At 65.8% G+C, this 22,190-nt stretch carries 23 protein-coding genes and 1 pseudogene; 14 read left to right on the top strand and 10 right to left on the bottom strand.

Going from position 1 to position 22,190, the window contains the following annotated elements:
- Positions 1 to 247: hypothetical protein (locus GH737_RS15155; protein WP_196232991.1), on the top strand; the 247-nt coding region annotated here is incomplete at its 5' end.
- 157 nt (positions 248 to 404) lie between these two features.
- Here GH737_RS15155 and GH737_RS05175 read toward each other — a convergent pair.
- On the bottom strand, positions 405 to 833 hold the full coding sequence (locus tag GH737_RS05175) for a hypothetical protein (protein ID WP_155263791.1): 429 nt from the start codon (positions 831 to 833) through the stop codon (positions 405 to 407).
- 255 nt (positions 834 to 1,088) lie between these two features.
- Here GH737_RS05175 and GH737_RS15725 point away from each other — a divergent pair, with 255 nt between their 5' ends.
- The 3 genes from GH737_RS15725 to GH737_RS05165 all read left to right on the top strand — a co-directional run bounded on the left by GH737_RS15725 (position 1,089) and on the right by GH737_RS05165 (position 3,399).
- Positions 1,089 to 1,493 carry a hypothetical protein gene (locus GH737_RS15725; RefSeq protein ID WP_230558636.1) on the top strand — a complete coding sequence of 135 codons (405 nt, stop codon included), beginning with the start codon at positions 1,089 to 1,091 and terminating at the stop codon, positions 1,491 to 1,493.
- A 5-nt stretch (positions 1,494 to 1,498) separates the two neighbouring features.
- The gene (locus GH737_RS05170) at positions 1,499 to 2,704 is read left to right on the top strand and encodes a DNA methyltransferase (RefSeq protein ID WP_230558635.1); all 1,206 of its coding nucleotides are present in this window, start codon (positions 1,499 to 1,501) and stop codon (positions 2,702 to 2,704) included.
- A 104-nt stretch (positions 2,705 to 2,808) separates the two neighbouring features.
- Positions 2,809 to 3,399: a hypothetical protein gene (locus GH737_RS05165; RefSeq protein WP_155263790.1), complete on the top strand. Its 591-nt coding sequence runs from the start codon at positions 2,809 to 2,811 to the stop codon at positions 3,397 to 3,399.
- A 297-nt stretch (positions 3,400 to 3,696) separates the two neighbouring features.
- Here GH737_RS05165 and GH737_RS05160 read toward each other — a convergent pair whose 3' ends face one another.
- Genes GH737_RS05160 through GH737_RS05145 form a run of 4 tightly spaced genes read right to left on the bottom strand, consistent with a single transcriptional unit; the run spans position 3,697 to position 8,821 of the window.
- Positions 3,697 to 4,410, bottom strand: a complete 714-nt coding sequence (locus GH737_RS05160) for an FkbM family methyltransferase (protein WP_196232990.1) — start codon at positions 4,408 to 4,410, stop codon at positions 3,697 to 3,699.
- Positions 4,400 to 6,454: an RNA polymerase sigma factor RpoD gene (gene rpoD / locus GH737_RS05155; protein ID WP_155263788.1), complete on the bottom strand. Its 2,055-nt coding sequence runs from the start codon at positions 6,452 to 6,454 to the stop codon at positions 4,400 to 4,402. Before rpoD ends, GH737_RS05160 begins: the two co-directional genes overlap by 11 nt.
- Positions 6,455 to 6,466: 12 nt before the next feature.
- Positions 6,467 to 8,305, bottom strand: coding sequence for a DNA primase (dnaG, locus tag GH737_RS05150; protein ID WP_155263787.1), 1,839 nt, complete (start codon positions 8,303 to 8,305; stop codon positions 6,467 to 6,469).
- Positions 8,306 to 8,365: 60 nt separating this feature from the next.
- A complete protein-coding gene (locus GH737_RS05145) occupies positions 8,366 to 8,821 on the bottom strand; it encodes a GatB/YqeY domain-containing protein (RefSeq protein ID WP_155263786.1) in 456 nt (151 codons plus the stop codon).
- 120 nt (positions 8,822 to 8,941) lie between these two features.
- Here GH737_RS05145 and carA point away from each other — a divergent pair, with 120 nt between their 5' ends.
- From carA to GH737_RS05120, 5 genes are all read left to right on the top strand, one after another.
- Positions 8,942 to 10,111, top strand: a complete 1,170-nt coding sequence (carA, locus tag GH737_RS05140; RefSeq protein WP_155263785.1) for a glutamine-hydrolyzing carbamoyl-phosphate synthase small subunit — start codon at positions 8,942 to 8,944, stop codon at positions 10,109 to 10,111.
- Complete coding sequence (locus GH737_RS05135; protein WP_155263784.1) at positions 10,108 to 10,374, top strand: hypothetical protein; 267 nt, start codon at positions 10,108 to 10,110, stop codon at positions 10,372 to 10,374. The genes carA and GH737_RS05135 overlap by 4 nt, the downstream gene beginning before the upstream one ends.
- Entirely contained in the window at positions 10,374 to 13,745 is a 3,372-nt protein-coding gene (carB, locus tag GH737_RS05130) for a carbamoyl-phosphate synthase large subunit (RefSeq protein WP_155263783.1), read from the top strand. Before GH737_RS05135 ends, carB begins: the two co-directional genes overlap by 1 nt.
- An 83-nt stretch (positions 13,746 to 13,828) precedes the next feature.
- A complete protein-coding gene (gene greA / locus GH737_RS05125) occupies positions 13,829 to 14,305 on the top strand; it encodes a transcription elongation factor GreA (protein WP_155263782.1) in 477 nt (158 codons plus the stop codon).
- Between the two features lie 5 nt (positions 14,306 to 14,310).
- Positions 14,311 to 14,940 carry a rhomboid family intramembrane serine protease gene (locus GH737_RS05120; RefSeq protein ID WP_155263781.1) on the top strand — a complete coding sequence of 210 codons (630 nt, stop codon included), beginning with the start codon at positions 14,311 to 14,313 and terminating at the stop codon, positions 14,938 to 14,940.
- A 150-nt stretch (positions 14,941 to 15,090) separates the two neighbouring features.
- Here GH737_RS05120 and GH737_RS05115 read toward each other — a convergent pair whose 3' ends face one another.
- From GH737_RS05115 to GH737_RS05095, 5 genes are read right to left on the bottom strand one after another with little or no spacing between them, the layout of a single operon-like run.
- Positions 15,091 to 15,345, bottom strand: a complete 255-nt coding sequence (locus tag GH737_RS05115; protein ID WP_155263780.1) for a DUF4170 domain-containing protein — start codon at positions 15,343 to 15,345, stop codon at positions 15,091 to 15,093.
- A gap of 32 nt (positions 15,346 to 15,377) precedes the next feature.
- Positions 15,378 to 15,791, bottom strand: a complete 414-nt coding sequence (locus GH737_RS05110; protein ID WP_155263779.1) for a hypothetical protein — start codon at positions 15,789 to 15,791, stop codon at positions 15,378 to 15,380.
- Positions 15,788 to 16,132: a DUF3618 domain-containing protein gene (locus GH737_RS05105; RefSeq protein ID WP_196232989.1), complete on the bottom strand. Its 345-nt coding sequence runs from the start codon at positions 16,130 to 16,132 to the stop codon at positions 15,788 to 15,790. Before GH737_RS05105 ends, GH737_RS05110 begins: the two co-directional genes overlap by 4 nt.
- Positions 16,129 to 16,467 (bottom strand): phage holin family protein, encoded by a 339-nt coding sequence (locus tag GH737_RS05100; RefSeq protein WP_155263777.1) that lies wholly within the window; start codon positions 16,465 to 16,467, stop codon positions 16,129 to 16,131. The genes GH737_RS05105 and GH737_RS05100 overlap by 4 nt, the downstream gene beginning before the upstream one ends.
- Positions 16,467 to 17,111 (bottom strand): hypothetical protein, encoded by a 645-nt coding sequence (locus tag GH737_RS05095; protein ID WP_155263776.1) that lies wholly within the window; start codon positions 17,109 to 17,111, stop codon positions 16,467 to 16,469. The genes GH737_RS05100 and GH737_RS05095 overlap by 1 nt, the downstream gene beginning before the upstream one ends.
- A gap of 141 nt (positions 17,112 to 17,252) precedes the next feature.
- On the opposite strand from GH737_RS05095, the gene eno reads away from it, so the two are divergent.
- From eno to GH737_RS05070, 5 genes and pseudogenes are all read left to right on the top strand, one after another.
- Positions 17,253 to 18,578 (top strand): phosphopyruvate hydratase, encoded by a 1,326-nt coding sequence (eno, locus tag GH737_RS05090; RefSeq protein ID WP_155263775.1) that lies wholly within the window; start codon positions 17,253 to 17,255, stop codon positions 18,576 to 18,578.
- Between the two features lie 67 nt (positions 18,579 to 18,645).
- Positions 18,646 to 18,864 (top strand): annotated as a pseudogene (locus tag GH737_RS05085) (endonuclease domain-containing protein); the annotation flags it as partial.
- A gap of 256 nt (positions 18,865 to 19,120) precedes the next feature.
- Entirely contained in the window at positions 19,121 to 19,378 is a 258-nt protein-coding gene (locus GH737_RS05080; protein WP_230558634.1) for an FtsB family cell division protein, read from the top strand.
- 52 nt (positions 19,379 to 19,430) lie between these two features.
- Positions 19,431 to 20,498, top strand: coding sequence for a pyruvate dehydrogenase (acetyl-transferring) E1 component subunit alpha (pdhA, locus tag GH737_RS05075; protein WP_155263773.1), 1,068 nt, complete (start codon positions 19,431 to 19,433; stop codon positions 20,496 to 20,498).
- Positions 20,498 to 21,985, top strand: a complete 1,488-nt coding sequence (locus GH737_RS05070; RefSeq protein WP_155263772.1) for a pyruvate dehydrogenase complex E1 component subunit beta — start codon at positions 20,498 to 20,500, stop codon at positions 21,983 to 21,985. Before pdhA ends, GH737_RS05070 begins: the two co-directional genes overlap by 1 nt.
- The last annotated feature ends 205 nt before the right edge of the window (positions 21,986 to 22,190 follow it).

The raw sequence follows: 22,190 nt of genomic DNA, 5'->3' as shown, positions 1-22,190 counted from the left end.
GCCGGACGCGCGCACGGTCGGCGATTTCTTCGGCGGCACGCTCGCCCAGTTCGCCAACCGCAAGGCGAAAGGCCCGGTCCTGCTCGTCGAGGCGCGATCCGGCGCCGCGCGGCGGCAATGGGTGCCGGTCCAGGTCACGCTCCACAAGGCCGAGGGCGAGGAGGAGTGGAACTGGGGCCTGCGGCTCGAGGTCACGGCCCGCGGCCCGCTCGCGATCCGCCGCGTGAGCTGCGTGGTGGCGGGCTGATCGGAGGTTTTTCTATCTACGCGAAGGCGCGCCAACCGGAGATCACTTTACGGCGGCAGCGTAGCGGCAAAGCCGACGCCGGGAGCACGACCGGACGCGGCGAGCGGCGTCACGGGAGGCACCTCCGTGACACCGCCGCTTCGCGGTCGACCGTCCCCTAGCGGGAGCCGAGCGCCGCAACCGCCTGTTCGGGCGAAATAGGCCCGATCGCATAGGTGTCGGTGTGGCTGGCGATATATTTGCGAAGCTCGAGCGATACGCGCGGGCCGCTCGTCACCCCGAGCTTCTTCGCGGCGGCGTCCATCGCCTCGTCCTGCGCTTCGGTGGTTGCCGGCGCGATGCCCATATAATCCCAGCTGTCGCCGTCGGTGTGGACGTAGAGCTGCACCGGTGCGACCCCCGCGGCGCGCGCGACACGATCCTGCTCGGCGAGCCACCGCAGAAGACCTTCCTGCTGCCCCGGAGCGGCGTGGTACAGCGTGACGATGGCCCGCGGCGGCGGCGCCGCTGCCTGCGCATAGACGACCGATCCGCACGCAATCGCGCCGACCGCTGCCGCAGCGGCGAGTTTGACGAGCTGTTTCATTGGCTTTCCCCCTGTCGGCGCAAGTGCTCCCAGCGCCAGCAGGATAGCTGCGCCTTCGACCTCAGCGAGTCAATCGCGAGTCGCGAGCCACGCCTCGGCCCTGCTCGCGGCGGTAGTCGGTGGCGGTCAGGCGGCCGGTTGCGCGGATGCGGATGAAGGAAGCGAGCGAGGCGGTGAGGGTGAGCATTTCGGGACTCAACGCATTTACACTCGGCACGTCCTTGCTACGCTGCCCTCGCTCGGGGCGGAGGGCGCGTGACGAACCGGCTTTATTATGGCGACAACCTGGAGGTGCTGCGCGAGCATATCGCGGACGCGAGCGTCGACCTCATCTACCTCGACCCGCCGTTCAATTCGAACGCCGGCTACAATGTGCTGTTCAAGTCCGCGAGCGGGGCGGGGGCGGACGCCAGCATCGAGGCGTTCGACGACACCTGGACGTGGGGCGAGTCCGCCCAGAACGCGCTGATGGACATCGCCAAAGGCACCAACCGCCCGCTGCAGGTGATGATGGCGGCGATGCACTCGGCGATCGGCGAGAACCCGCTGATGGCCTATCTGGCGATGATGGCGGTGCGGCTGGTCGAGCTTCACCGCGTGCTCAAGGACACGGGCAGCCTGTATCTGCACACTGCGATCCGACCGCGAGCCACTATTTGAAGCTGGTGTTGGACGCGGTGTTTGGGGCGGAGAATTTCCGGAATGAGATAATCTGGAAGCGCACCAGCGCGCACAGCAGCGCCAAACGCTATGGACCGGTCCACGACACGATCCTCTTCTATTCCAAAGGTTCTGAATACGTCTGGAATAAGACGTACACGCCTCACGATGCGGCATACCTCGATACCTTCTTCGACCAAGAGGATGCGGATGGTCGGCGTTGGAAGCGCATGGACCTAACCGGTGCAGGCACTCGGAATGGAGAGACAGGGCAAATCTGGCGGGGAATTGATGTTACGGCGAAGGGGCGACACTGGGCATATCCTCCAAGCAAGCTCGAAGAACTTGACGCTGCCGGGCGTTTGCATTGGCCAGCGAAGGAAGGAGGAATGCCTCGCTTGAAGCAGTATCCTGAAGACCTTCCCGGAGTGCCGCTTCAAGATATCATTGGTGACATCAAGCCGATGCACAATCTGGCACAGGAACGCCTCGGCTATCCGACGCAAAAACCACGCGCCCTGCTCGAACGAATCATCGCCGCCTCGTCCAACCCCGGCGACGTCGTGCTCGACCCGTTCTGCGGCTGCGGGACGGCGGTCGATGCGGCGCACAAGCTCGGACGGCAGTGGATCGGGATCGACGTCACCCACATCGCCATCGGCATGATCGAGACACGGATGCGCGAGGGCTATCCGGGGATCGAGTTCGAGACGCACGGCGTGCCCAAGGACATCGACAGCGCTCTTCGGCTCGCGACCGACGACAAGCATCAGTTCCAGCAATGGGCGTGCTGGCAGGTCGGCGGCTACCCGCGCGAGAAGAAGGGCGGCGACAAAGGCGTCGACGGCTGGTTCAATTACCTGGTCGAGGGCGGGAAGATCGAAACCGGCGTGATCAGCGTCAAGGGCGGCGAGAACTTGAACCCCGGCATGGTCCGCGACCTTGGCCGGGTGATGGAGCGCGACCGTCACCGCTTCGGCCTGTTCATCACCGCCGCGATGCCGACCAAGGGCGTGCGCGACGAAATCGCCTCGCACCCGCTGATCGAAACCGAGTTCGGGCGCTTTCCGGCAATGCAGGTCGTGACCATCGCCGAGCTCATCCACGGCCCCAAGCCCAAACTTCCGCCGCTGATCAGCCCGGTGAAGAAGGCGTCGCGGGTGGAGACGCGGGTGAGCCATCAGAAGGGGTCGCAGGGGGAGTTGTTGTGAGGCTCCAATCGAAGGACCTTAGTGGCATTGGCACTTTCTTAGGATACGGAAATCCCACCGCGAAAATATGGTTCGTCGGTGGAGAAGAAGGCTTCGGTGGTCGCATGTCCGAGGACGAGCGTTTGGACAGTCTCGTCATGCGTGCTTCATGGTCGCCAATTCGAGACATGTACGAGGCTCATTTGGAGCTAATGGAAGCGGGCCAACCCATTGACATTTCAAAGCCGCGAAAAGGCTCTGTCGCAGTTTGGCGCTGGATGGCCAGAATCTACCTGGCGCTGGCAGAGTTTGACTACGAAGAAGCCAAACGTCGAGATCGCGAATATGTCTACAATCGGCTCGGCCGCACTTTTGGCGAGACTTTTCTGACAGAAGTGTCGCCCTTTCCGTGCGTAACGGCGCGTAAACCGCACCCCGCCGTTGCCATTGCAGCGGCCGCGCCAAATCGACAACGGACGAGTGAATTGCGCAAGCTGCGAGATGCAACCGACCCGCTGCTGATTTGCTACGGGCTGGGAAGGCGTCACGAATTCAGGGATTTGTTCGATCTTACATGGACGCCACTAGACGGATTTGGTGGGCGAGTGCTGGCAGACACCACAGGGCGCGCTTTCCTTCTTCCATTCTTTGGTCAGGGGCAAATGTCCCACGAGCTTGCACGCCAGTTTTGCAACGCAGTTCGGACGGTGGATTAGTTAGTAGAGTTCACGCGGAGTGAATCCGCGTGACGTCGGACGGGTTCGCTCAGCTTAGGCTTCGCGCCCCGCCGGCCGAATCTCGCCGCCTCTTCGACGTTAGCTCGCGTCTGCTTCGCAGAGCGCTTCCTAACGCTCGGCGGCTCGATTATTGATCCAAGAAGCTCCGCATCTTCCGCGAACGCGAAGGATGCTTCTATGTCGTGCTCGCCAGTCCCCCGGACTGGCTACGCGCCTCGCTTGATGCCGATGACGAAGCCCATGCGCAGCGTGCGTTCATCGCCACCGATCGCGAACCTACCCCTTGAAGATCTCATACTTCGCGCGGTCGAAATCGACCGCGAGGTCGGCGAAGTGGCGGCGGTGGACGTCTTCGCGAAGGAACACGGCGTCGCACTGCCATAGCGCACGATCGTAATAGCAGGGCTCGACCAGGTCGAAGAGGACGAAGCCTTGTGAAGCGATGGCGGCGAGGCGCTGGGGCAGCTCGCTGACCTGCGCTTCGACGATGACAACGGCGCACCTCTTGAGCGTCTCAGTGGCGCCGGCGATCGCAGCGAGCTCGTGGCCGTCGATGTCGATCTTGAGCAGCCAGGGTTCGGCAAGGTCGCGGCCGCGCAGGAAATCGTCGAGCGTGGTCATCGGAACCGTTCGGTGGACCTTGCCCTCCGGCGCTTCGCTCGCGACGTGGCTGTGCGAGAAGTCGAGGCCGGGGACGTCGACCACCTGCTCGAGCACGAGCAATGTCTCGCCGGTCCTGTCGGAAATCGCGACATTGACGAGCTCATGCGGCGTGTCGCTGTAGCGCTTGGCGATCGTCGCGTTGAACTCGACCACCGGCTCGAACAGCATGTGCAGGGCGCGCGGGAACTGCGCCCTCAGCTCGCGCGTCCCGTGGAGCACACCGACGTCGAGCACGGTTCCGATGTGGATGCCGCGCCGGACGATGATCTCCAGGGCTTGCCGTTTGAGCGGCGCACGCAAGCGCCGCTGAACAGCGTCACTGGTCAAGGAAGCTGCGCATCTTCCGCGACCGGCTGGGATGCTTGAGCTTGCGCAGCGCCTTCGCCTCGATCTGACGAATACGCTCCCTCGTCACGCTGAACTGCTGGCCGACTTCCTCCAGCGTGTGATCGGTGTTCATGCCGATGCCGAAGCGCATTCGGAGCACGCGCTCTTCGCGGGGGGTTAGGCTGGCGAGGACCCGGGTGACCGTTTCCTTGAGGTTGGACTGGATCGCCGCGTCCACGGGGATGACCGCGTTCTTGTCTTCGATGAAGTCGCCGAGGTGGCTGTCTTCCTCGTCGCCGATCGGGGTTTCGAGGCTGATCGGCTCCTTGGCAATCTTGAGGACCTTGCGGACCTTCTCGAGCGGCATGGAGAGGCGCTCGGCGAGTTCCTCCGGGGTCGCTTCGCGGCCGGTCTCGTGGAGGAACTGGCGGCCGGTGCGGACCAGCTTGTTGATCGTCTCGATCATGTGCACCGGGATCCGGATGGTGCGCGCCTGGTCGGCGATCGAGCGGGTGATCGCCTGCCGGATCCACCAGGTGGCGTAGGTCGAGAATTTGTAGCCGCGGCGGTACTCGAACTTGTCGACCGCCTTCATCAGGCCGATGTTGCCTTCCTGGATGAGGTCGAGGAACTGCAGCCCGCGGTTGGTGTACTTTTTCGCGATGGAGATGACGAGGCGAAGGTTGGCCTCGACCATTTCCTTCTTGGCGATGCGGGCCTCGCGCTCGCCCTTCTGGACCATGTTGACGATGCGCCGGAACTCGCCGAGCGAGGTGCCGGTCTGCTGCGCGATCTCGGCGATTTCGGAACGGATGCGCTCGACCGTGTCCTTCTCCGCGATCGCGAAGGCGGCCCATTTCTTGTCGAGAGCGGAGACGCCGTCGAGCCAGCTCTCGTCGAGCTCGTGGCCCATGTAATTTTCGAGGAAGGCCTTGCGCGGTACCTTGTGGCGCTCGGCGAGGCGGAGCATCTGGCCGCCGAGCGCGGTCAGTCGGCGGTTGTAGGCGTAGAGCGCGTCGACCAGGGTCTCGATCTTCGAATTGTGGAACTGGACGCTCTCGACCAGCCCGGTCAGCTCCTCGCGCAGCCGGTGGTACTTCTTCTCGTCGGACGCGGGGAAATCGTGGCCCGCCTGGAGCGCCTCCATGCGGTGCGCCTGGACCTTGCTGAACTTCTTGTAGACCGAGGTGATCTCGGCGAACTTCTCGAGCGCCTGGGGCTTGAGGGTCTCCTCCATCTGGGCGAGCGAAAGGGTGTTGTCCTCGTCGTCGTCCTCGGTCGCTTCGGGCTTGGCGCGCCGCTCGACCATGTCCTCGTCGTCTTCGTTGCGGTCCGCCTCGGGCTCGTCGGCGACCTCTTCCTCTTCCTTGATCGAGGGGCCGGCGACCTTCTCGCTGATCTCGCTCTCGGCGTTCTCGCCGCCTTCCTCGGTCGCGTCGAGCTGCTCGGCGGTCGGGCCCTTGGACAGCATCGCCTCGAGGTCGAGGATCTCGCGCAGCTGCATCCGGCCTTCGTTGAGGGCGTTCGACCAGGCGATGATCGCGTCGAAGGTGATCGGCGATTCGCACAGGCCCCAGATCATCGTGTCGCGGCCGGCCTCGATGCGCTTGGCGATCGCGATCTCCCCCTCGCGGGAGAGAAGCTCCACCGCGCCCATCTCGCGCAGGTACATGCGGACGGGGTCGTCGGTGCGGTCGGTCGGCTCCTTCTTGACCGCGGCCGCGGGGCGCGGGCCGCCGTCGTCGAGCGGGTCGACCTCGTCCTCGGGCGTCGCTTCGGCTTCCTTTTCCTCTTCCTCGTCCTCGGAGCCTTCCTCGCTCTCGACGATCTGGACGCCCATGTCGTTGAGCGCGCTCATCACGTCCTCGATCTGCTCGGACGACATCTGGTCCTGCGGGAGCGCCGCGTTGAGCTCGTCGTAGGTGAGAAAGCCGCGCTTCTTGGCGCGGGCGACCAGTTTCTTGATCGACGCGTCGTTGAGGTCGATCAGCGGGGCATCGCCCGCCTCGGCCGTGTCGACTTCCTGTGCTTCGTTTTTCGCCATAAGTTCCGCTGCTTAATCAGTGCCGGCAAGCTGCGCCAGCCTCTGCCTCAACCCATGCCGCGCCGAAATCAGGCGCTGCTGTTCCTCCAGGGCTTCGTCGGTCATGTCCCGCTTCAGCCGTTCCGTTGCATCTTCAAGGGCCCTTGCCACTTCCTCCGCCGCCGAAATGATCTCCACGGCAGCGGCCAGATCGCTTCGGGCGCGATCCGGGTCGCTGTCGCGGCGGGTGAAGGAAAAGCCCATGGTGCTTGAGGCTTTCGGGCCCGTTGCTCCATCGCCGCGCAATATGGTGGCAAGCCCGTCACGATCAAGCGCGGCGCCCGAGAATGCCGCGTTGACCAGCTCGTCGCGAACCCTGGCGGTCATTTGGTCGGCGATGTCGAGCGCGGCGAGTTGCTCGCAATGGACGGGCAATTCCTCGGGGTAATTGGCGAAGCCGACCATCAGCACGCCGATGAATTCGTCGGCCATGCCCGCCTGGCCGATGCGCTTCATCACCGCGCCCGGCTTCTTTTCGGGAAGCATGAAGCGGCCGTTCCTGAAGGTTCCGCGGCGCTCAAACGCCGGCGATGCGGTGCCGGCGGCAGCGGCCGGCCGGCGCTGCGCATAGAAGCGGCTGAGCCAGTCTTCGCGGTAGATCCGGGCGAGATCGGCGTGACCAATCGCCGAAGCGTGGTCGAGCAGGCGCTGCTTGAGTCCGGCCCAGGCCTCCGGCGTGCCGAGCAGCTGCGCTTCGAGCTCGTGTCGCCACAGGCGTGCGTCGAGCGGCTCGGGCGCGGCGATCAGCGCCTCGAACGCGTCGCTTCCTCCGCTGCTGATCACATCGTCCGGGTCCTGGCCGGCGGGAAGCTCGACGAAGCGCAAAGTCCGTTCGGGGGTGATGTGGGGCAGCGCGCGGAGCGCGGCGCGGATCGCGGCCTTGCGCCCGGCGGAATCGCCGTCGAAGCAGAGGATCGGCGCCGGGTCGAGCCGCCACATGCGCTCGAGTTGGGCCTCGGTGACGGCGGTGCCGTTCGGCGCGACGACCTCGGCGATTCCGGCGCGGTCGAGGGCGATGACGTCCATATAGCCTTCGACCACGATCAATCGCCTGCTCGCGCGGCTGGCGGGCGACGCGCGGTCGATGTTGTAGAGCGTACGACCCTTGTCGAAGAGCGGCGTGTCCGGGGAGTTGAGATATTTGGGCTCGCCGCTCCCGAGTATTCGCCCGCCGAAGCCGATCACCCGGCCGCGCGGGTCGCGGATCGGGAACATCAGGCGCCCGCGGAAACGGTCGTAGCTGTCTCCGCCTTCCTCCGGCTTGATCAGCATGCCGGTTTCGACGAGCCGGTCCTCTCCGAGCTTTTCGAGGGCGCGTTTGAGCGCGGAGCGGCTGTCGGGGGCGAAGCCCAGAGCGAAGCGCTGGACCGTCTCCGCGTCGATCCCGCGGCGCTTGAGATAGTCGCGCGCTTCGGCGCCCGCGAGGCCGTTCAGCTGCTCCGAATACCAGCCAGCCACGGACGCCATGACGTCAGTCAGCGACGCCGTGCGGTCGGCGCGTTCCTTCGCCTGGGGGTCGGGGGCGGGAACGTCCATGCCGGCCTTGGCGGCGAGCTCCTTCACTGCGTCCATGAACGGCATTCCGCGATGGTCGGTGAGAAAGCGGATCGCATCGCCATGCGCGCCGCAGCCGAAGCAATGGTAGAAGCCCTTGTCGTCGTTGACCGTGAAGCTGGGCGTCTTCTCGTTGTGAAACGGACAGCACGCCTTCCACTCGCGGCCCGCGCGGAGGAGCTTCACGGTGGGCGAGATGATCGCGCTGAGCACCGTGCGCGCACGCAGTTCGTCGAGCCATTGCGGTGAGAGGGTCACGAATCGACCCTATGCGCGAATCACCTGCTCGCAAGACGGAGCGAGCGATTTATCCACAGGTCAGGAGCTGAGAGCAGCCTTGACGAGGCCGGAGGCGCGGGCGGGATCGATTGAGCTGCCGAGTCGCTCCTTCACCAGCGCCATCACTCGGCCCATGTCCTTCATCGAGCTGGCGCCGGTCTCGGCGACGATTTCTCCGATCTTCGCTTGCGCCTCGGCGTCGCTCAGCTGCTGCGGCAGGAAGCGCTCGATGACCGCGATTTCGCCTTCCTCAAGCGCCGCGCGGTCCTCGCGGCCGCCCTTGCGGTAGAGGTCGGCGCTTTCGCGGCGCTGCTTGATCATCTTCTGCAGCACTTCGGTGACGAGCGCGTCGTCGTCCTTCGGGGCGGCGCCGGTGCGCGCTTCGATGTCGCGGTTCTTGATGGACGCCGAGACCATGCGCAGAGTCGCCGTCGTCTCCTTGTCCCCGCCCTTCATTGCCGCGATCGTCGCGGCCTTGATGTCGTCCCTGATCATCGCGCCGCACTAGCCCCGCATTTTGTCGCTGACCAGCGTTGACCGGGAGCAGCAAAGCGCATAGCTGCAATGCCTTAGCGACATCGCTGGAAAACCCCTGACGGAAGGCTCCTCCCGCCCATGGCCGACGCACGACCTCCGCACGTGCCTCAACCCGAGGGCGCGACGGGAGTCGTGGTCTTCGCGGACGGTCGAACGATCTGGGGGCAGGGCTTCGGGGCCGAGGGCGAGGCGGTCGGCGAGCTGTGCTTCAACACCGCCATGACCGGCTACCAGGAGGTGATGACCGATCCGTCCTACGCACGCCAGGTCATCGCCTTCACCTTCCCGCATATCGGCAATGTCGGCGCCAACGACGAGGACGTGGAAGCGGGCGAAGCCCATGCGCTCGGCTGCCTGGTACGAGAGGTGGTGACCGAGCCGTCGAATTACCGCGCGAATTACGGCTTCGCCGACTGGATGCGGCGGTGGGGGCGGATCGGGATTGCCGGCGTCGATACGCGGGCCCTGACGAAGCTCGTGCGCGAGGAGGGGCCGCCGACGGTCGCCATCGCGCATCGGGCGGACGGGAAGTTCGATCTCGACGCGCTGCAGAAGATGGCGGCGGAGTGGCCTGGGCTCGAGGGGATGGACCTGGCAAAGGACGTCAGCCGCTTGCAGGTCGAACGTTGGACCGACGGGAAGTGGCGCTGGGGGCAGGGCTATGAGCTCGGTGGTGAGGACGAAAGCCGCCCGCACGTCGTCGCAGTGGACTATGGCAATAAACGCAACATCTTCCGTCTGCTTGTTGAGGCGGGTGCTCGGGTAACGGTGGTGCCGGCGACGGCCACCTTCGACGAGATCATGGCGCACGAGCCGGACGGTTTCTTTCTGTCGAACGGGCCGGGCGATCCGGCGGCGACGGGCGAATATGCGGTGCCGGTGATCCGCAAGATGCTGGAGACGAAAAAGCCGCTGTTCGGAATCTGCCTCGGCCACCAGATGCTCGCGCTCGCGGTCGGCGGCAAGACGAGCAAGATGTTCCAGGGCCACCGCGGCGCGAACCACCCGGTGAAGCGGCTGTCGGACGGGGCTGTCGAGATCACCAGCATGAACCACGGCTTCGCGGTGGAGCGGCAGGGCCTGCCGGACAACGTCCGCGAGACGCATGTTTCGCTGTTCGACGACAGCAATTGCGGGATCGAGCTGACCGACCGCCCGGCGTTCAGCGTCCAGTACCACCCGGAGGCGAGCCCCGGGCCGCAGGACAGCTTCTATCTGTTCGAGAAGTTCGTGGGGATGATGGGGTGAGGCAGGCGTTTGTTGCTCTTGCCGTTTTGACGCTCTCCGCCTGCGCGACGCCGGCGCGGATTCACGACGAGGCGCAGCTGAACCGGGTCGCGACCGGTTGCGGGCTCGCTCTTGGGGAGCTGATCCAGGACGAGAGCGAGAAGAAGCTGCTGCTCCTGATCCGCCAGGACGTGACGGCGGAGCAGCGCAGCTGCGTCAATCGCTGGGCGAAGCGCAACGGGCTGAAGATGGTGTTCGTCGAAATGCAGTTTCCGGAGGGCTGATGCCTAGACGCACCGACATCTCCTCGATCCTGATCATCGGCGCGGGTCCGATCGTCATCGGGCAGGCGGCGGAGTTCGATTATTCGGGGAGCCAGGCGGTCAAGGCGCTAAAAAGCGAAGGCTATCGGGTCATCGTCGTCAATTCGAACCCGGCGACGATCATGACCGACCCGGATCTGGCCGACGCGACCTATATCGAGCCGATCACGCCGGCGATCGTTGCCAAGATCCTGGAAAAGGAGCGGCCAAAAGTATCAGGCGGCTTCGCGGTGCTTCCGACGATGGGCGGGCAGACGGCGCTGAACACGGCGCTGGCTTTGTTCAAGGACGGCACGCTCGAGCGGCTCGGGATCGAGCTGATCGGGGCGAACGCAGAAGCGATCGAGATGGCCGAGGACCGGCTCAAGTTCCGCGAGGCCATGGACAGGATCGGCCTCGAAAGCCCGCGCTCGGCGATCGCGCACAGCCTGGAGGAGGCGCTGGCGGCACTCGAGGGCGTCGGCCTTCCGGCGATCATACGGCCCAGCTTCACGCTCGGCGGGACGGGCGGGGGAATCGCCTACAATCGCGACGAGTTCGTGCAGATCGTCTCCGGCGGACTCGAGGCGTCGCCCACGACCGAAGTGCTGATCGAGGAATCGGTGCTCGGGTGGAAGGAATATGAGATGGAGGTGGTGCGCGACCGCGCCGACAACGCCATCATCATCTGCTCGATCGAAAATGTCGACCCGATGGGGGTTCATACGGGGGACTCGATCACGGTGGCGCCGGCGCTGACGCTGACCGACAAGGAATATCAAAGGATGCGCTCGGCGAGCATTGCCGTACTGCGCGAAATTGGCGTCGAAACAGGCGGTTCCAACGTCCAGTTCGCGGTCGATCCGAAGACCGGGCGGATGGTGGTGATCGAGATGAACCCGCGCGTGAGCCGGTCTTCGGCGCTGGCGTCGAAGGCGACCGGTTTCCCGATCGCCAAGGTCGCGGCCAAGCTGGCCGTCGGCTACACGCTCGACGAGATCGCCAACGACATCACCGGCGGCGCGACCCCGGCCAGCTTCGAGCCGACGATCGATTATGTCGTGACCAAGATCCCGCGTTTCGCGTTCGAGAAGTTCAAGGGCGCCGACGCGATCCTGACGACATCGATGAAGTCGGTTGGCGAGGTGATGGCGATTGGGCGCAGTTTCGCCGAGAGCCTGCAGAAGGCGCTGCGCAGCCTGGAAACCGGCCTGTCCGGCCTCGACCGCGTGCGCGAGCTCGAGAACGCCGATCCGACCGAGATCGAGCGGGTTCTTGCGCGGCCCACGCCCGACCGGCTGCTGGTCGCCGCGGAAGCGCTTCGGCAGGGTTTCACGGTCGAGCGGATCAACGAGATCGCGCACTTCGATCCGTGGTTTTTGAGGCGCCTGGAAGAGATCGTTCGTGCTGAGGAGCAAGTTCGGCTGAACGGACTCCCGAGCGATGCGCGGGGGATGCGGCGGCTGAAGGCGATGGGCTTTTCCGACGCTCGGCTCGCGCAATTGTCGCTCCGCTCCACCCATGTCGAGCGCGAGATGAGCGAGGCGATCGCGGTCGGCGGTTCGGGCGTGGTGCACAGCGCGATGCGGGCGATGACCGGCGGGATCACCGAAGGCGAGGTGCGGGCGCACCGGCTCCGGCTCGGCGTCAGGCCGGTGTTCAAGCGCATCGACAGTTGCGCGGCGGAGTTCGATGCGGCGACGCCCTACCTCTACTCGACCTACGAAGCGCCGCTGTTTGGCGAGCCGGTCGACGAGGCCGAGGTTTCCGGCCGCAAGAAGGTGATGGTCCTCGGCGGCGGCCCGAACCGGATCGGGCAGGGGATCGAGTTCGATTATTGCTGCTGCCACGCTGCCTTCGCGCTCGGCGGCGACCGCAACGGCCAGGCGGGGGCCGGCTTCGAAGTGATCATGGTCAACTGCAACCCGGAGACGGTGTCGACCGATCCTGACACGTCGGACCGCCTCTATTTCGAGCCGCTGACGATCGAGGACGTGCTCGAGATCGTGTGGCGCGAACAGCAGAAAGGCGAACTGCTCGGGGTCATCGTCCAGCTCGGCGGGCAGACCCCGCTTAAGCTGGCGGCAGAGTTGCAGTCGGCGGGGGTGCCGATCCTCGGCACCTCGCCCGACAGCATCGACCTCGCCGAGGACCGCGAGCGGTTCGCGGCGCTGGTCCAACGGCTGAACCTCAAGCAGCCGGCGAACGGCATCGCGCGCAGCCGCGACGAGGCGCTGCGGGTGGCCGAGCGGATCGGCTATCCCGTGCTGCTGAGGCCGTCGTATGTGCTTGGCGGAAGAGGCATGGAAGTGGTCGACGGGCCGCAGCAGCTCGACCATTATATCGCCACCGCGGTGCAGGTTTCGGGCCGCAGCCCGGTGCTGATTGACCGCTATCTGCGCGACGCGATCGAGGTAGACGTGGACGCGATCTGCGACGGCGTCGATGTCGCCGTGTGCGGCGTGCTCCAGCACATCGAGGAGGCGGGCGTCCATTCGGGCGACAGCGCCTGCTCGATCCCGCCGCACAGCCTTTCGGACGAGGTGATCGCCGAGATCGAGCGGCAGACGCGCGCCCTCGCGCTGGCGCTCAAGGTCAAGGGCCTGATGAACGTGCAGTTCGCAGTGAAGGATCGCGACGTCTATTTGATCGAGGTCAACCCGCGCGCGAGCCGGACGGTGCCGTTCGTCGCCAAGGCGATCGGCAAACCGCTTGCCAAATATGCGGCGCGGGTAATGGCGGGCGAGCCGCTGAGCAGCCTCGGGGAGATCGGTCACGCGATCAATTATGTCGCGGTGAAAGGGCCCGTATTCCCGTTCGCGCGCTTCCCCGGTACCGATCCTGTACTTGGACCGGAAATGAAGAGCACGGGAGAAGTCATGGGAATCGATACCGATTTCGACATCGCTTTTGCCAAGGCACTGCTCGGCGCGAGCATGATCCTGCCGCAGGGCGGCACGGCGTTCGTGTCGGTCAAGGACGCCGACAAGGACAATATCGTGCCCGCGGTAGAGAAGCTGGTCGAGCTCGGCTTCTCGATCATCGCGACCGGCGGGACGGCGGCACACCTCCAGGCGAAGGGCGTCCCGGTCAGCCCGGTGAACAAGGTGGCCCAGGGCCGGCCGCACATCGTCGACAAGCTCCTGGACGGCGATGTCGCGCTGGTGTTCAACACGACCGAGGGCTGGCAGTCCCTCAAGGACAGCCATTCGATCCGGGCAACCGCACTCAACCGCAAGGTGCCTTATTTCACGACGGCGGCGGCGAGCCTTGCCGCGGCGCGGTCGATCGAGGCGGTTCGGGGCCACGCGCTTGAAGTCGCGTCGCTCCAATCCTATTATTCCGCCCCCTAGAGGCAGCTTCCACCGACAATCTGCTGGTTACCGCGCGCTCTGCAAAGCGCGCCCGGGCAGAGCATTGAAAAGGGTTTGAGAACATGGCGAGTGCCGACAAGGTACCGATGCTCGAAGAGGGGCATCGCAAGCTCAACGAGGAGCTGAAGCGGCTCAAGAAGGAGCGGCCCGAAATCGTGGAAGCGATCGAGGCTGCGCGCGCGCACGGCGACCTCAGCGAGAATGCCGAATATCATGCCGCCAAGGAGCGGCAGGGGCAGATCGAGGCGACGATCGCCGATCTCGAGGACCGGCTGAGCCGGGCGATGGTGATCGACCCGAAATCGCTGTCCGGCAACAAGGTCGTTTTCGGGGCGACGGTGACGTTGACCGACGAGGACGACAAGAAGGTGAAGTACCAGCTTGTCGGGCAGGTCGAGGCCGACGCCAACCAGGGGCGAATCAGCTACAATTCGCCGCTCGGCCGGGCGCTGATCGGCCGTCAGGTCGGCGAAGAGGTCGAAGTGTCCACGCCCTCGGGCGACCGTTACTACGAGATCAAGAAGATCGAGTTCGTCTGAGCCCGATGCAGCGGCTCTCCAACAGCGTCACCAACATGATCGCGGTCGTGACCGCGGCGGCGTGGCTGCTGGCGGTCGCGGCGGGCCTGGCAGAGCAGGCGCAGCTGGCGCTCGGTTTCATTCCCGTCCGGCTGAGCGGTGCTGCGGTGCCGTGGCCGGCGGTTCCGGCGCTGCTGACGCCGCTCACCGCGACGCTGGTCCACGCGGGGCTGATCCATCTCGGCTTCAACCTGCTGATCCTCGTCTGGTGCGGCACGGCGGTCGAGCGCGTGCTCGGAAAAACCGCAGTGATCGTGCTGTACCTGGTCGGCGCCTATGCCGCCGCGCTCGCGCAATGGGCGCTCGATCCGATGGGCACGATGCCGATGGTCGGCGCGAGCGGCGCGATTAGCGCGGTCATGGGCGCATTCGCGCTCAGCTTCGGGCGCGCCAAGGCATTTACCAGCAACCTGCGGGTTAACCGCTGGATCAATGTCGTGTGGCTGCTGGTCGCGTGGGTGGTGCTGCAGATGATGATGGGCTGGCTTGCCGGCGGCCAGGGGTATTTGCTGGCGACTCCGGCGCATGTCGGCGGCTTTGCGGCGGGTCTTCTTCTGCAGCGGCCGCTGCTGCTGTGGCGGTACCGGGGGGCATAATCCTCCTGCCTGTCGGCGGAGCCGATGGGGAGGTGGGAGGCACGCGCAGCGCGGCTGACCGAGGAGCCGGCCCCTCCACCACTCGCCTCCGCCAAGGCTACGGCGAGCGGTTCCCCTCCCCACGAGGCTGCGCCCCGCAGGGAGGAGAAGTTAACCCGCCGTCTGCTTCGGCCTTGCGATGCCCGTGATGCTTCCCTCCGGCTCGGGCTCGAGCAGCCGGTGGAGGTGGACCACGACATATTTCATTTCGGCATCGTCGACCGTGCGCTGGGCCGCGCCGCGCCAGGCGTCCTCCGCCGCGGCGTAACTGTCGTAGACGCCGACGACGTCGATCGTGTTCATGTCGAAGTCGAGGCCGCGCGGATCCTTGACCCGCCCGCCGAAGACCAGGTGAAGCTTGCTCATGCCGGCTCCGCTATCCGATTTGCAGCGCGGCGTCAGCCTTTGTCGCTATCGCGGGCCGCATCGAGGCCGGCCTTCGCCGATGCCTTCGCAGCGTCGGCGACGCCCTCGAGCAGGCTGCGGATCGTCTCCTCGCCCTTTTCGCGGCTGATTCCGAGCTCGTCGAGGCGCTGCGTCCCTGTGCCCTTGGCGGCGTCGAACGCCGCCCTTGCGGTGTTCTTCACCCGCCGCGCGGTCGGACGAACGGCCCGCGTCTCGGCCTCGGTGCGGGGGAGGAGCGCGGCGATGAGCGCGCCCGCTGCAATGCCGCCGGCGAGCGCCAGCAGAGGCGCTTCAGCGAGCGTGTCGGTGGTGCGGTCGCGAGCCCTCTCATAAGCCTCGATCGCGCGCTGGCGGGCGCTGGTGTCGCCTTCAACGGTCGACGTGGTGGTGGTGTCCTGGTCGGTCATTCGGCTGCCTCCGTCTTCTCTTTCTGTGGCGCCTTGCGGCGCTTGCGGGTCTTGGTTTTGGCTCCGTCCACGAGCTTGCCGGCGAGGTCCATCAGCGGCTCGCGCGCCAGAAACATGGTGATAGCGGCAACGACCCCGGTCGCGGCCAGCGGGTGCGCGCGCACGCCGTCGACGGCATCCTCGGCGAGATCGGCGCCCTTCTCCTTCGCACCCTGCCACGTGTTGCGCGCGAGCGACTTGGGGCTGAGCCGGTCCTGCAGCTCATGCGCCGTGGCCATCAGCCGCGAGCGCCTGCGCTCGACCTCGATACGCGCCGCCGCGACCTGCGGGTCGTCTGTCACAGCGCGCGCCTCACCCGGTCGGCCGCGATCCAGCCGAGAAGCCCGGCAATGGCGGCGAAGATCAGCAGTCCTACGAAACCGGCAAGCAGCGGGCCGAGGAACTTCGCCAGCGCCAGCACGACCCCGAGCGCGAGCGCGGTCACCGCCGTGAGCGCAAGGATGAACGCCACGCCGAAAAGCGCAGCCGGAAGGGCGAGCGCGCGGGCCTTTGCCCCAGCCATCGCCTTGGCGAGGCCGAGTTCGGCGCGGGCATAGGCCTTACCCTCCTCGACGAGCTCGTGAACGAGCTCGCCGATCGGGCGCTCGGGCGGGGGCGGCTCGACCGGCTTGAGCATCAATCCTCGTCGTCGTCGCGTTCGTCGCGGGCGAGGCCGCTCTTGACCAGCCGAGCAACGACGAAGCCGACGACGGCCGCGCCGGCGAGCGCGATTCCGGGGCTGTTTCGGACGAAGTTGCGCGTGTCCTCGATCAGCTCGTCCGGGTTCTTTTCGGCGATGGTGTTGGCGACGTTCTCGATCGCTCCGGCGGCGCGGCGGGCGTAGCCGCCATAATCCTCGCCGAGCCGTTCATCGATTCCCGGCGCCGTGTCGCCGACCATCCGGGCGACGTTGGCGAGCGCTTCCGAGGTCCGTTCGAGTCCCTGGCTGACGAGCCCGCGTGCCTTGTCGCCGGCCTGGCTGGACAGCTGCTCGCGGCCGCTGCGGATTCGGTCGGCGATGCCCTGCGCGGTGCCGCGGCCCGGGCCCCCCGAAGAGTTCGCGAGGCCGCCTTTGGGGCTGCCGCTGCCGGTCACGTCGCGTTCGACATCGACCTTGGGCGCCGAAACCTTCTTTTCCTCAACGAGGACGGTGTCTTCGATCGCGATCGTCTGGCCGCCCTGGTCGGGCGCGGTCGGATCGGTCGTGATCGCGCCGACATTGGCGCCTTCAATCACGGTGTCGGTTCCTTCGGGCAAATCATCGGTTCGTTGGTCAGCCATCGCGGTCCTCCTTTGCCGACTCCAACCCGGAGCCTTGCGGCTTCGTTCCGGGGCGCCGCGGGGAAAGTTGCACGGCTCATCGTCCGGCTTATAGCCGCTCGCACAGCCTCATATTGTTACGCCTGCGCAAGAAGGGAAGCCATGACCGCAATAATCGACGTTCATGCCCGCCAAATTCTCGACAGCCGCGGCAATCCGACGGTCGAGGTCGACGTCACGCTGGAAGACGGAAGCATGGGCCGCGCGGCGGTGCCGTCGGGGGCCTCGACCGGCGCTCACGAAGCCGTCGAACTGCGCGATGGCGACAAGACCCGCTGGGGCGGGAAGGGCGTCTCGAGGGCGGTGCAGGCGGTCAACGGCGAGATCGCAGAGGCCGCGGTCGGAATGGACGCCGAAGACCAGGCGGCACTGGACGCTGAGCTGATGGCGCTCGACGGGACCGAGAACAAGGGGCGGCTCGGCGCCAACGCGATCCTCGGGGTCAGCCTGGCGACGGCGAAAGCGGCGGCGGACGCGCTCGGGCTGCCGCTCTACCGCTACGTCGGGGGGGTCGATGCGCACCTGCTGCCGGTGCCCATGATGAACATCCTCAACGGCGGCGTTCACGCCGACAACGGGATCGACTTCCAGGAATTCATGGTGATGCCGGTGGGAGCACCGGATTTCGCGGAGGCGCTGCGCTGCGGCGCTGAGATATTCCATGCGCTCAAGGCCGCGCTGCACCGGGCGGGGCTTTCGACCTCGGTCGGAGACGAGGGGGGATTCGCCCCGAAAATCGACAGCGCGCGCGAGGCGCTCGACCATATCGACAAGGCAGTCGGCGCGGCGGGCTACAAGCTCGGCGAGGACGTGCTGCTCGCGCTCGATTGCGCAGCGAGCGAATATTTCCGTGACGGCGCTTACCGGATGGACGGGGAGGGGAAGGCGCTGTCGTTCGCCGAGAACGCCGATTTCCTCGCCGGTCTCGCGTCGGATTATCCGATCGCCTCGATCGAGGACGGGATGGCGGAGGATGACTGGCAGGGCTGGAAGCTGCTCACCGACAAGCTCGGCGGTCGGGTGCAGCTGGTCGGCGACGACCTGTTCGTGACCAATGTGAAGCGGCTGCAGAAGGGGATCAACGAGGGCATCGCCAATTCGATCCTGGTCAAGGTCAACCAGATAGGAACGCTCACCGAAACGATAGAGGCTGTGCGCCTCGCGCAGACGAACGCCTATACCAGCGTGATGTCGCACCGCTCGGGCGAGACCGAGGATTCGACCATCGCCGACCTCGCCGTCGCGCTGTCCTGCGGACAGATCAAGACGGGCAGCCTGGCGCGCTCGGACCGCACGGCGAAATACAACCAGCTGCTGCGGATCGAGGAGGAGCTGGGGGAGTCGGCGAGGTACGCCGGTCGCGGCGCGTTGAAGGCGTATCATCCTAGCGCCTCCCCCTCAGGGGGAGCCGTCAGCCCGCAGGGCTGACGGAGGGGGTATTAAGCTCACTGGCCCAGAGCGGACGAAGAGCCGCGCTCGTGAACAGCGCGCGTCCATGTCGCTTCCCGGCCGAGTACTTTGGGGCCAATTACGCCGAAAGCAGACAGGGCTTCGCTTTCGCAACCAACATCCTGCAGGACCATATGTTCTCGACTTCTACTGTCACGAGGCGAAACTCTGCGTCGAGATCGATGGAGACAGCCATGATTTCACTGCCTCGCGTGACGAGCGGCGCGATCGATGGCTTGCATCCCAAGGTGTTCGGACGCTGCGGATTGCTGAACGGGATGTGCTTCGCAATCTCAATGGCGTTGTGAAGCATATTGTAGCCGAGGCACACCCCCCTCCGATGCGCTTTGCGCATCGTCTCCCCCTGAGGGGGAGTAGCAGACGTTTCCCACAACTTTATCCCCGGGATTTCCACCAAACCATTCTTTTCACTTGCACTTCCGGCCCGCTCGTGATTCTTTCGAGGCGTGAGGGGTGGGAGGCGCATTTTCGAACTTGTCCGGCGCGCTGCGTTCCCGGCGTTGGCGCTGATCGTCGTCGGCACCTTCGCCGGCCATGCGATCGCCGGTCCCAACGGAATCCTTGCCTGGGGCGGCTATCATCGCGCACTCAAGGAGCGGCAGGCGGAGCTTGCCCAGCTGCAGCAGGAAAAGGCGCGGCTCGAGCACCGCTCGGACCTGCTCGACCCGCGCAAGGCCGATCCCGACATGGCCGACGAGCTGGTGCGCAAGGACCTCGGCCTGATCCGGCCCGACGAGGTCATCGTCCCGCTGAACTGACGCGCTGTTGCCGCTGGTCGCACCGCCTCCTATAGGCGGGCGCGCTTCATTCATGAGAGAGACAGCCGTGGCGCGTTCCGCGAAGAAGTCCGCCGTTCCGACGGCTCCAGAGGTTCCCGAGATCGAGCGGCCGCCGCAGCCGCAGCGCTACAAGGCGTCGAAAGACCAGATGATGCGGCTCTACCGCGAGATGCTGCTGATCCGCCGTTTCGAGGAACGCGCGGGGCAGCTCTACGGTCTCGGCCTGATCGGCGGCTTCTGCCACCTGTACATCGGCCAGGAAGCGGTCGCGGTCGGGCTGCAGTCGGCGATGACCGTCGGCAAGGACAGCGTCATCACCGGCTACCGCGACCATGGCCACATGCTCGCTTATGGCATCGACCCCAAGGTGATCATGGCCGAGCTGACCGGGCGCGAGGCCGGCATTTCCAAGGGCAAGGGCGGGTCGATGCACATGTTCAGCGTCGACCACGGCTTTTACGGCGGCCACGGGATCGTCGGCGCGCAGGTGCCGCTCGGCACGGGCCTCGCCTTCGCCCACAAGTACCGCGAGGACGGCGGGGTGTGCCTGACCTACATGGGCGACGGAGCGGTCAACCAGGGGCAGGTGTCCGAGGCCTTCAACATGGCCAAGCTGTGGGACCTGCCGGTCATCTACGCGATCGAGAACAACAAATATGCAATGGGGACGAGCGTAAATCGCTCGCACGCCGAGCCGCTGCTGTACCGGCATGGCGAGAGCTTCCGGATCCCCGGATTCCAGGTCGACGGCATGGATGTGCTCGCGGTTCGCGGGGCAGCCGACGTCGCGCTCAAATGGGTGCGGGACGGCAAGGGGCCGATCATCATCGAGTTCCTGACCTACCGCTATCGCGGCCACTCGATGTCGGACCCGGCCAAGTACCGGACGCGCGAGGAAGTACAGGAGGTGCGCGAGAACCGCGACCCGATCACCAGTGCCGAGCGCGAGCTCGAAAGCATGGGGGTGAAGGAAGAGGAATTGAAGGCGATCGACAAGGAAATAAAGGACATCGTCGTCGGCGCTGCCAAGTTCGCTGAAGAAGCGCCGGAGCCGGCTCCGTCCGAACTCTACACCGACGTGCTGGTGGAGAGCTACTGATGGCCACCGAGCTCAAGATGCCCGCTTTGTCCCCGACCATGGAAGAGGGGACTCTCGCCAAGTGGCTGGTCAAGGAAGGCGACGAGGTGAAGTCGGGCGATATTTTGGCCGAGATCGAGACCGACAAGGCGACGATGGAGTTCGAAGCCGTCGATGAGGGGAAGATCGCAAAGATCCTGGTGCCCGAAGGTACCGACGGGGTGAAGGTCGGCCAGCCGATCGCGCTGCTGGCGGCCGATGGTGAGCAGGTCCAACCCTCACCCCCGTCAGGGGGAGAGGGACAGAGCAGCGTAGCTGCTCAGGGAGGGGGGGCGGCTGCCTCCTCTGCGCGCCCTCACCCCGCTCAGCCTGCGGCTGAGTCGCCCTCTCCCGCGGGGGGAGAGGGGAAGGTGCCGGCGCCGGAATCGGCCCAACCGACGCCTCACCTGATGGAGACCGCGGCGCGCGATCTCGTCGCCGATGTCGCCGAAACGCGCGACGAGCCGGAAATGCCCGAAGGCACGCCGCTGGTCAGCTTGACCGTGCGCGAGGCGCTGCGCGATGCGATGGCCGAGGAAATGCGCGCCGACGAGCGCGTCTTCGTGCTGGGCGAGGAAGTCGCTGAGTATCAGGGCGCCTACAAGGTCACGCAGGGCCTGCTCCAGGAATTCGGGGCCAGGCGCGTGGTCGACACGCCGATCACCGAATATGGTTTTGCCGGCGTTGGCACCGGCGCGGCGATGGGCGGCCTGCGGCCGATCGTCGAGTTCATGACCTTCAATTTCGCGATGCAGGCGATCGACCACATCATCAATTCGGCGGCCAAGACCAACTACATGTCGGGCGGGCAGATGCGCTGTCCGATCGTGTTCCGCGGACCCAATGGCGCCGCCGCCCGCGTCGCGGCGCAGCACAGCCAGAATTACGGCAGCTGGTACGCGCATGTGCCCGGCCTGATCGTGATCTCACCCTACAGCGCGGCCGACGCCAAGGGCCTGCTCAAGGCCGCGATCCGAAGCCCGGACCCTGTCGTCTTCCTCGAGAACGAGCTGCTCTACGGCCAGCATTTCGACGTCCCGCAAATGGACGATTACGTGCTCCCGATCGGCAAGGCGCGGATCGTCCGCCCGGGCAAGGACGTGACCATCGTCAGCTATTCGATCGGGGTCGGAGTGGCGCTCGAAGCCGCGCAGGAGCTGATGGGGCAGGGAATCAACGCCGAAGTCATCGACCTTCGGACCTTGCGCCCGCTCGACAAGGCAACCGTGCTCGACAGCCTGAAGCGCACCAACCGGATGGTGGTGGTCGAGGAGGGCTGGCCGGTCTGTTCGATCAGCTCGGAGATCATCGCGATCGCGATGACCGAGGGCTTCGACGACCTCGACGCGCCCGTGCTCCGCGTGACCGATGCCGACGTCCCCCTTCCTTATGCCGCCAACCTCGAGAAAATGGCGCTGATCAAGGCGTCCGAGGTAGTCGAGGCGGCGAAGGCCGTCTGCTATCGCTGACGCGCTTCGAGGAGCGCTCGGATCGGATCGCGCGCTCGCGCTGAGCACTGTTCCCGCTGCGACGCGCGGCGGCCTCGCGGCGCTGTTTATGATCGACTCGGCGATGGCGGATGTAGTGCGCACCACGCGCGAACCGCTGCTCGGGCCGATCCGGCTGGCGTGGTGGCGCGAGCGGCTCGAGGAGCTCGACGAGGGCGGCGGGGCG

This window comes from Sphingomonas segetis (assembly GCF_009720245.1).
GTDB classification, from domain to species: domain Bacteria; phylum Pseudomonadota; class Alphaproteobacteria; order Sphingomonadales; family Sphingomonadaceae; genus Sphingomicrobium; species Sphingomicrobium segetis.
The sequence above is the reverse complement of the archived record's forward strand: the minus strand, read 5'-3'. Positions and strand labels throughout refer to the sequence as shown.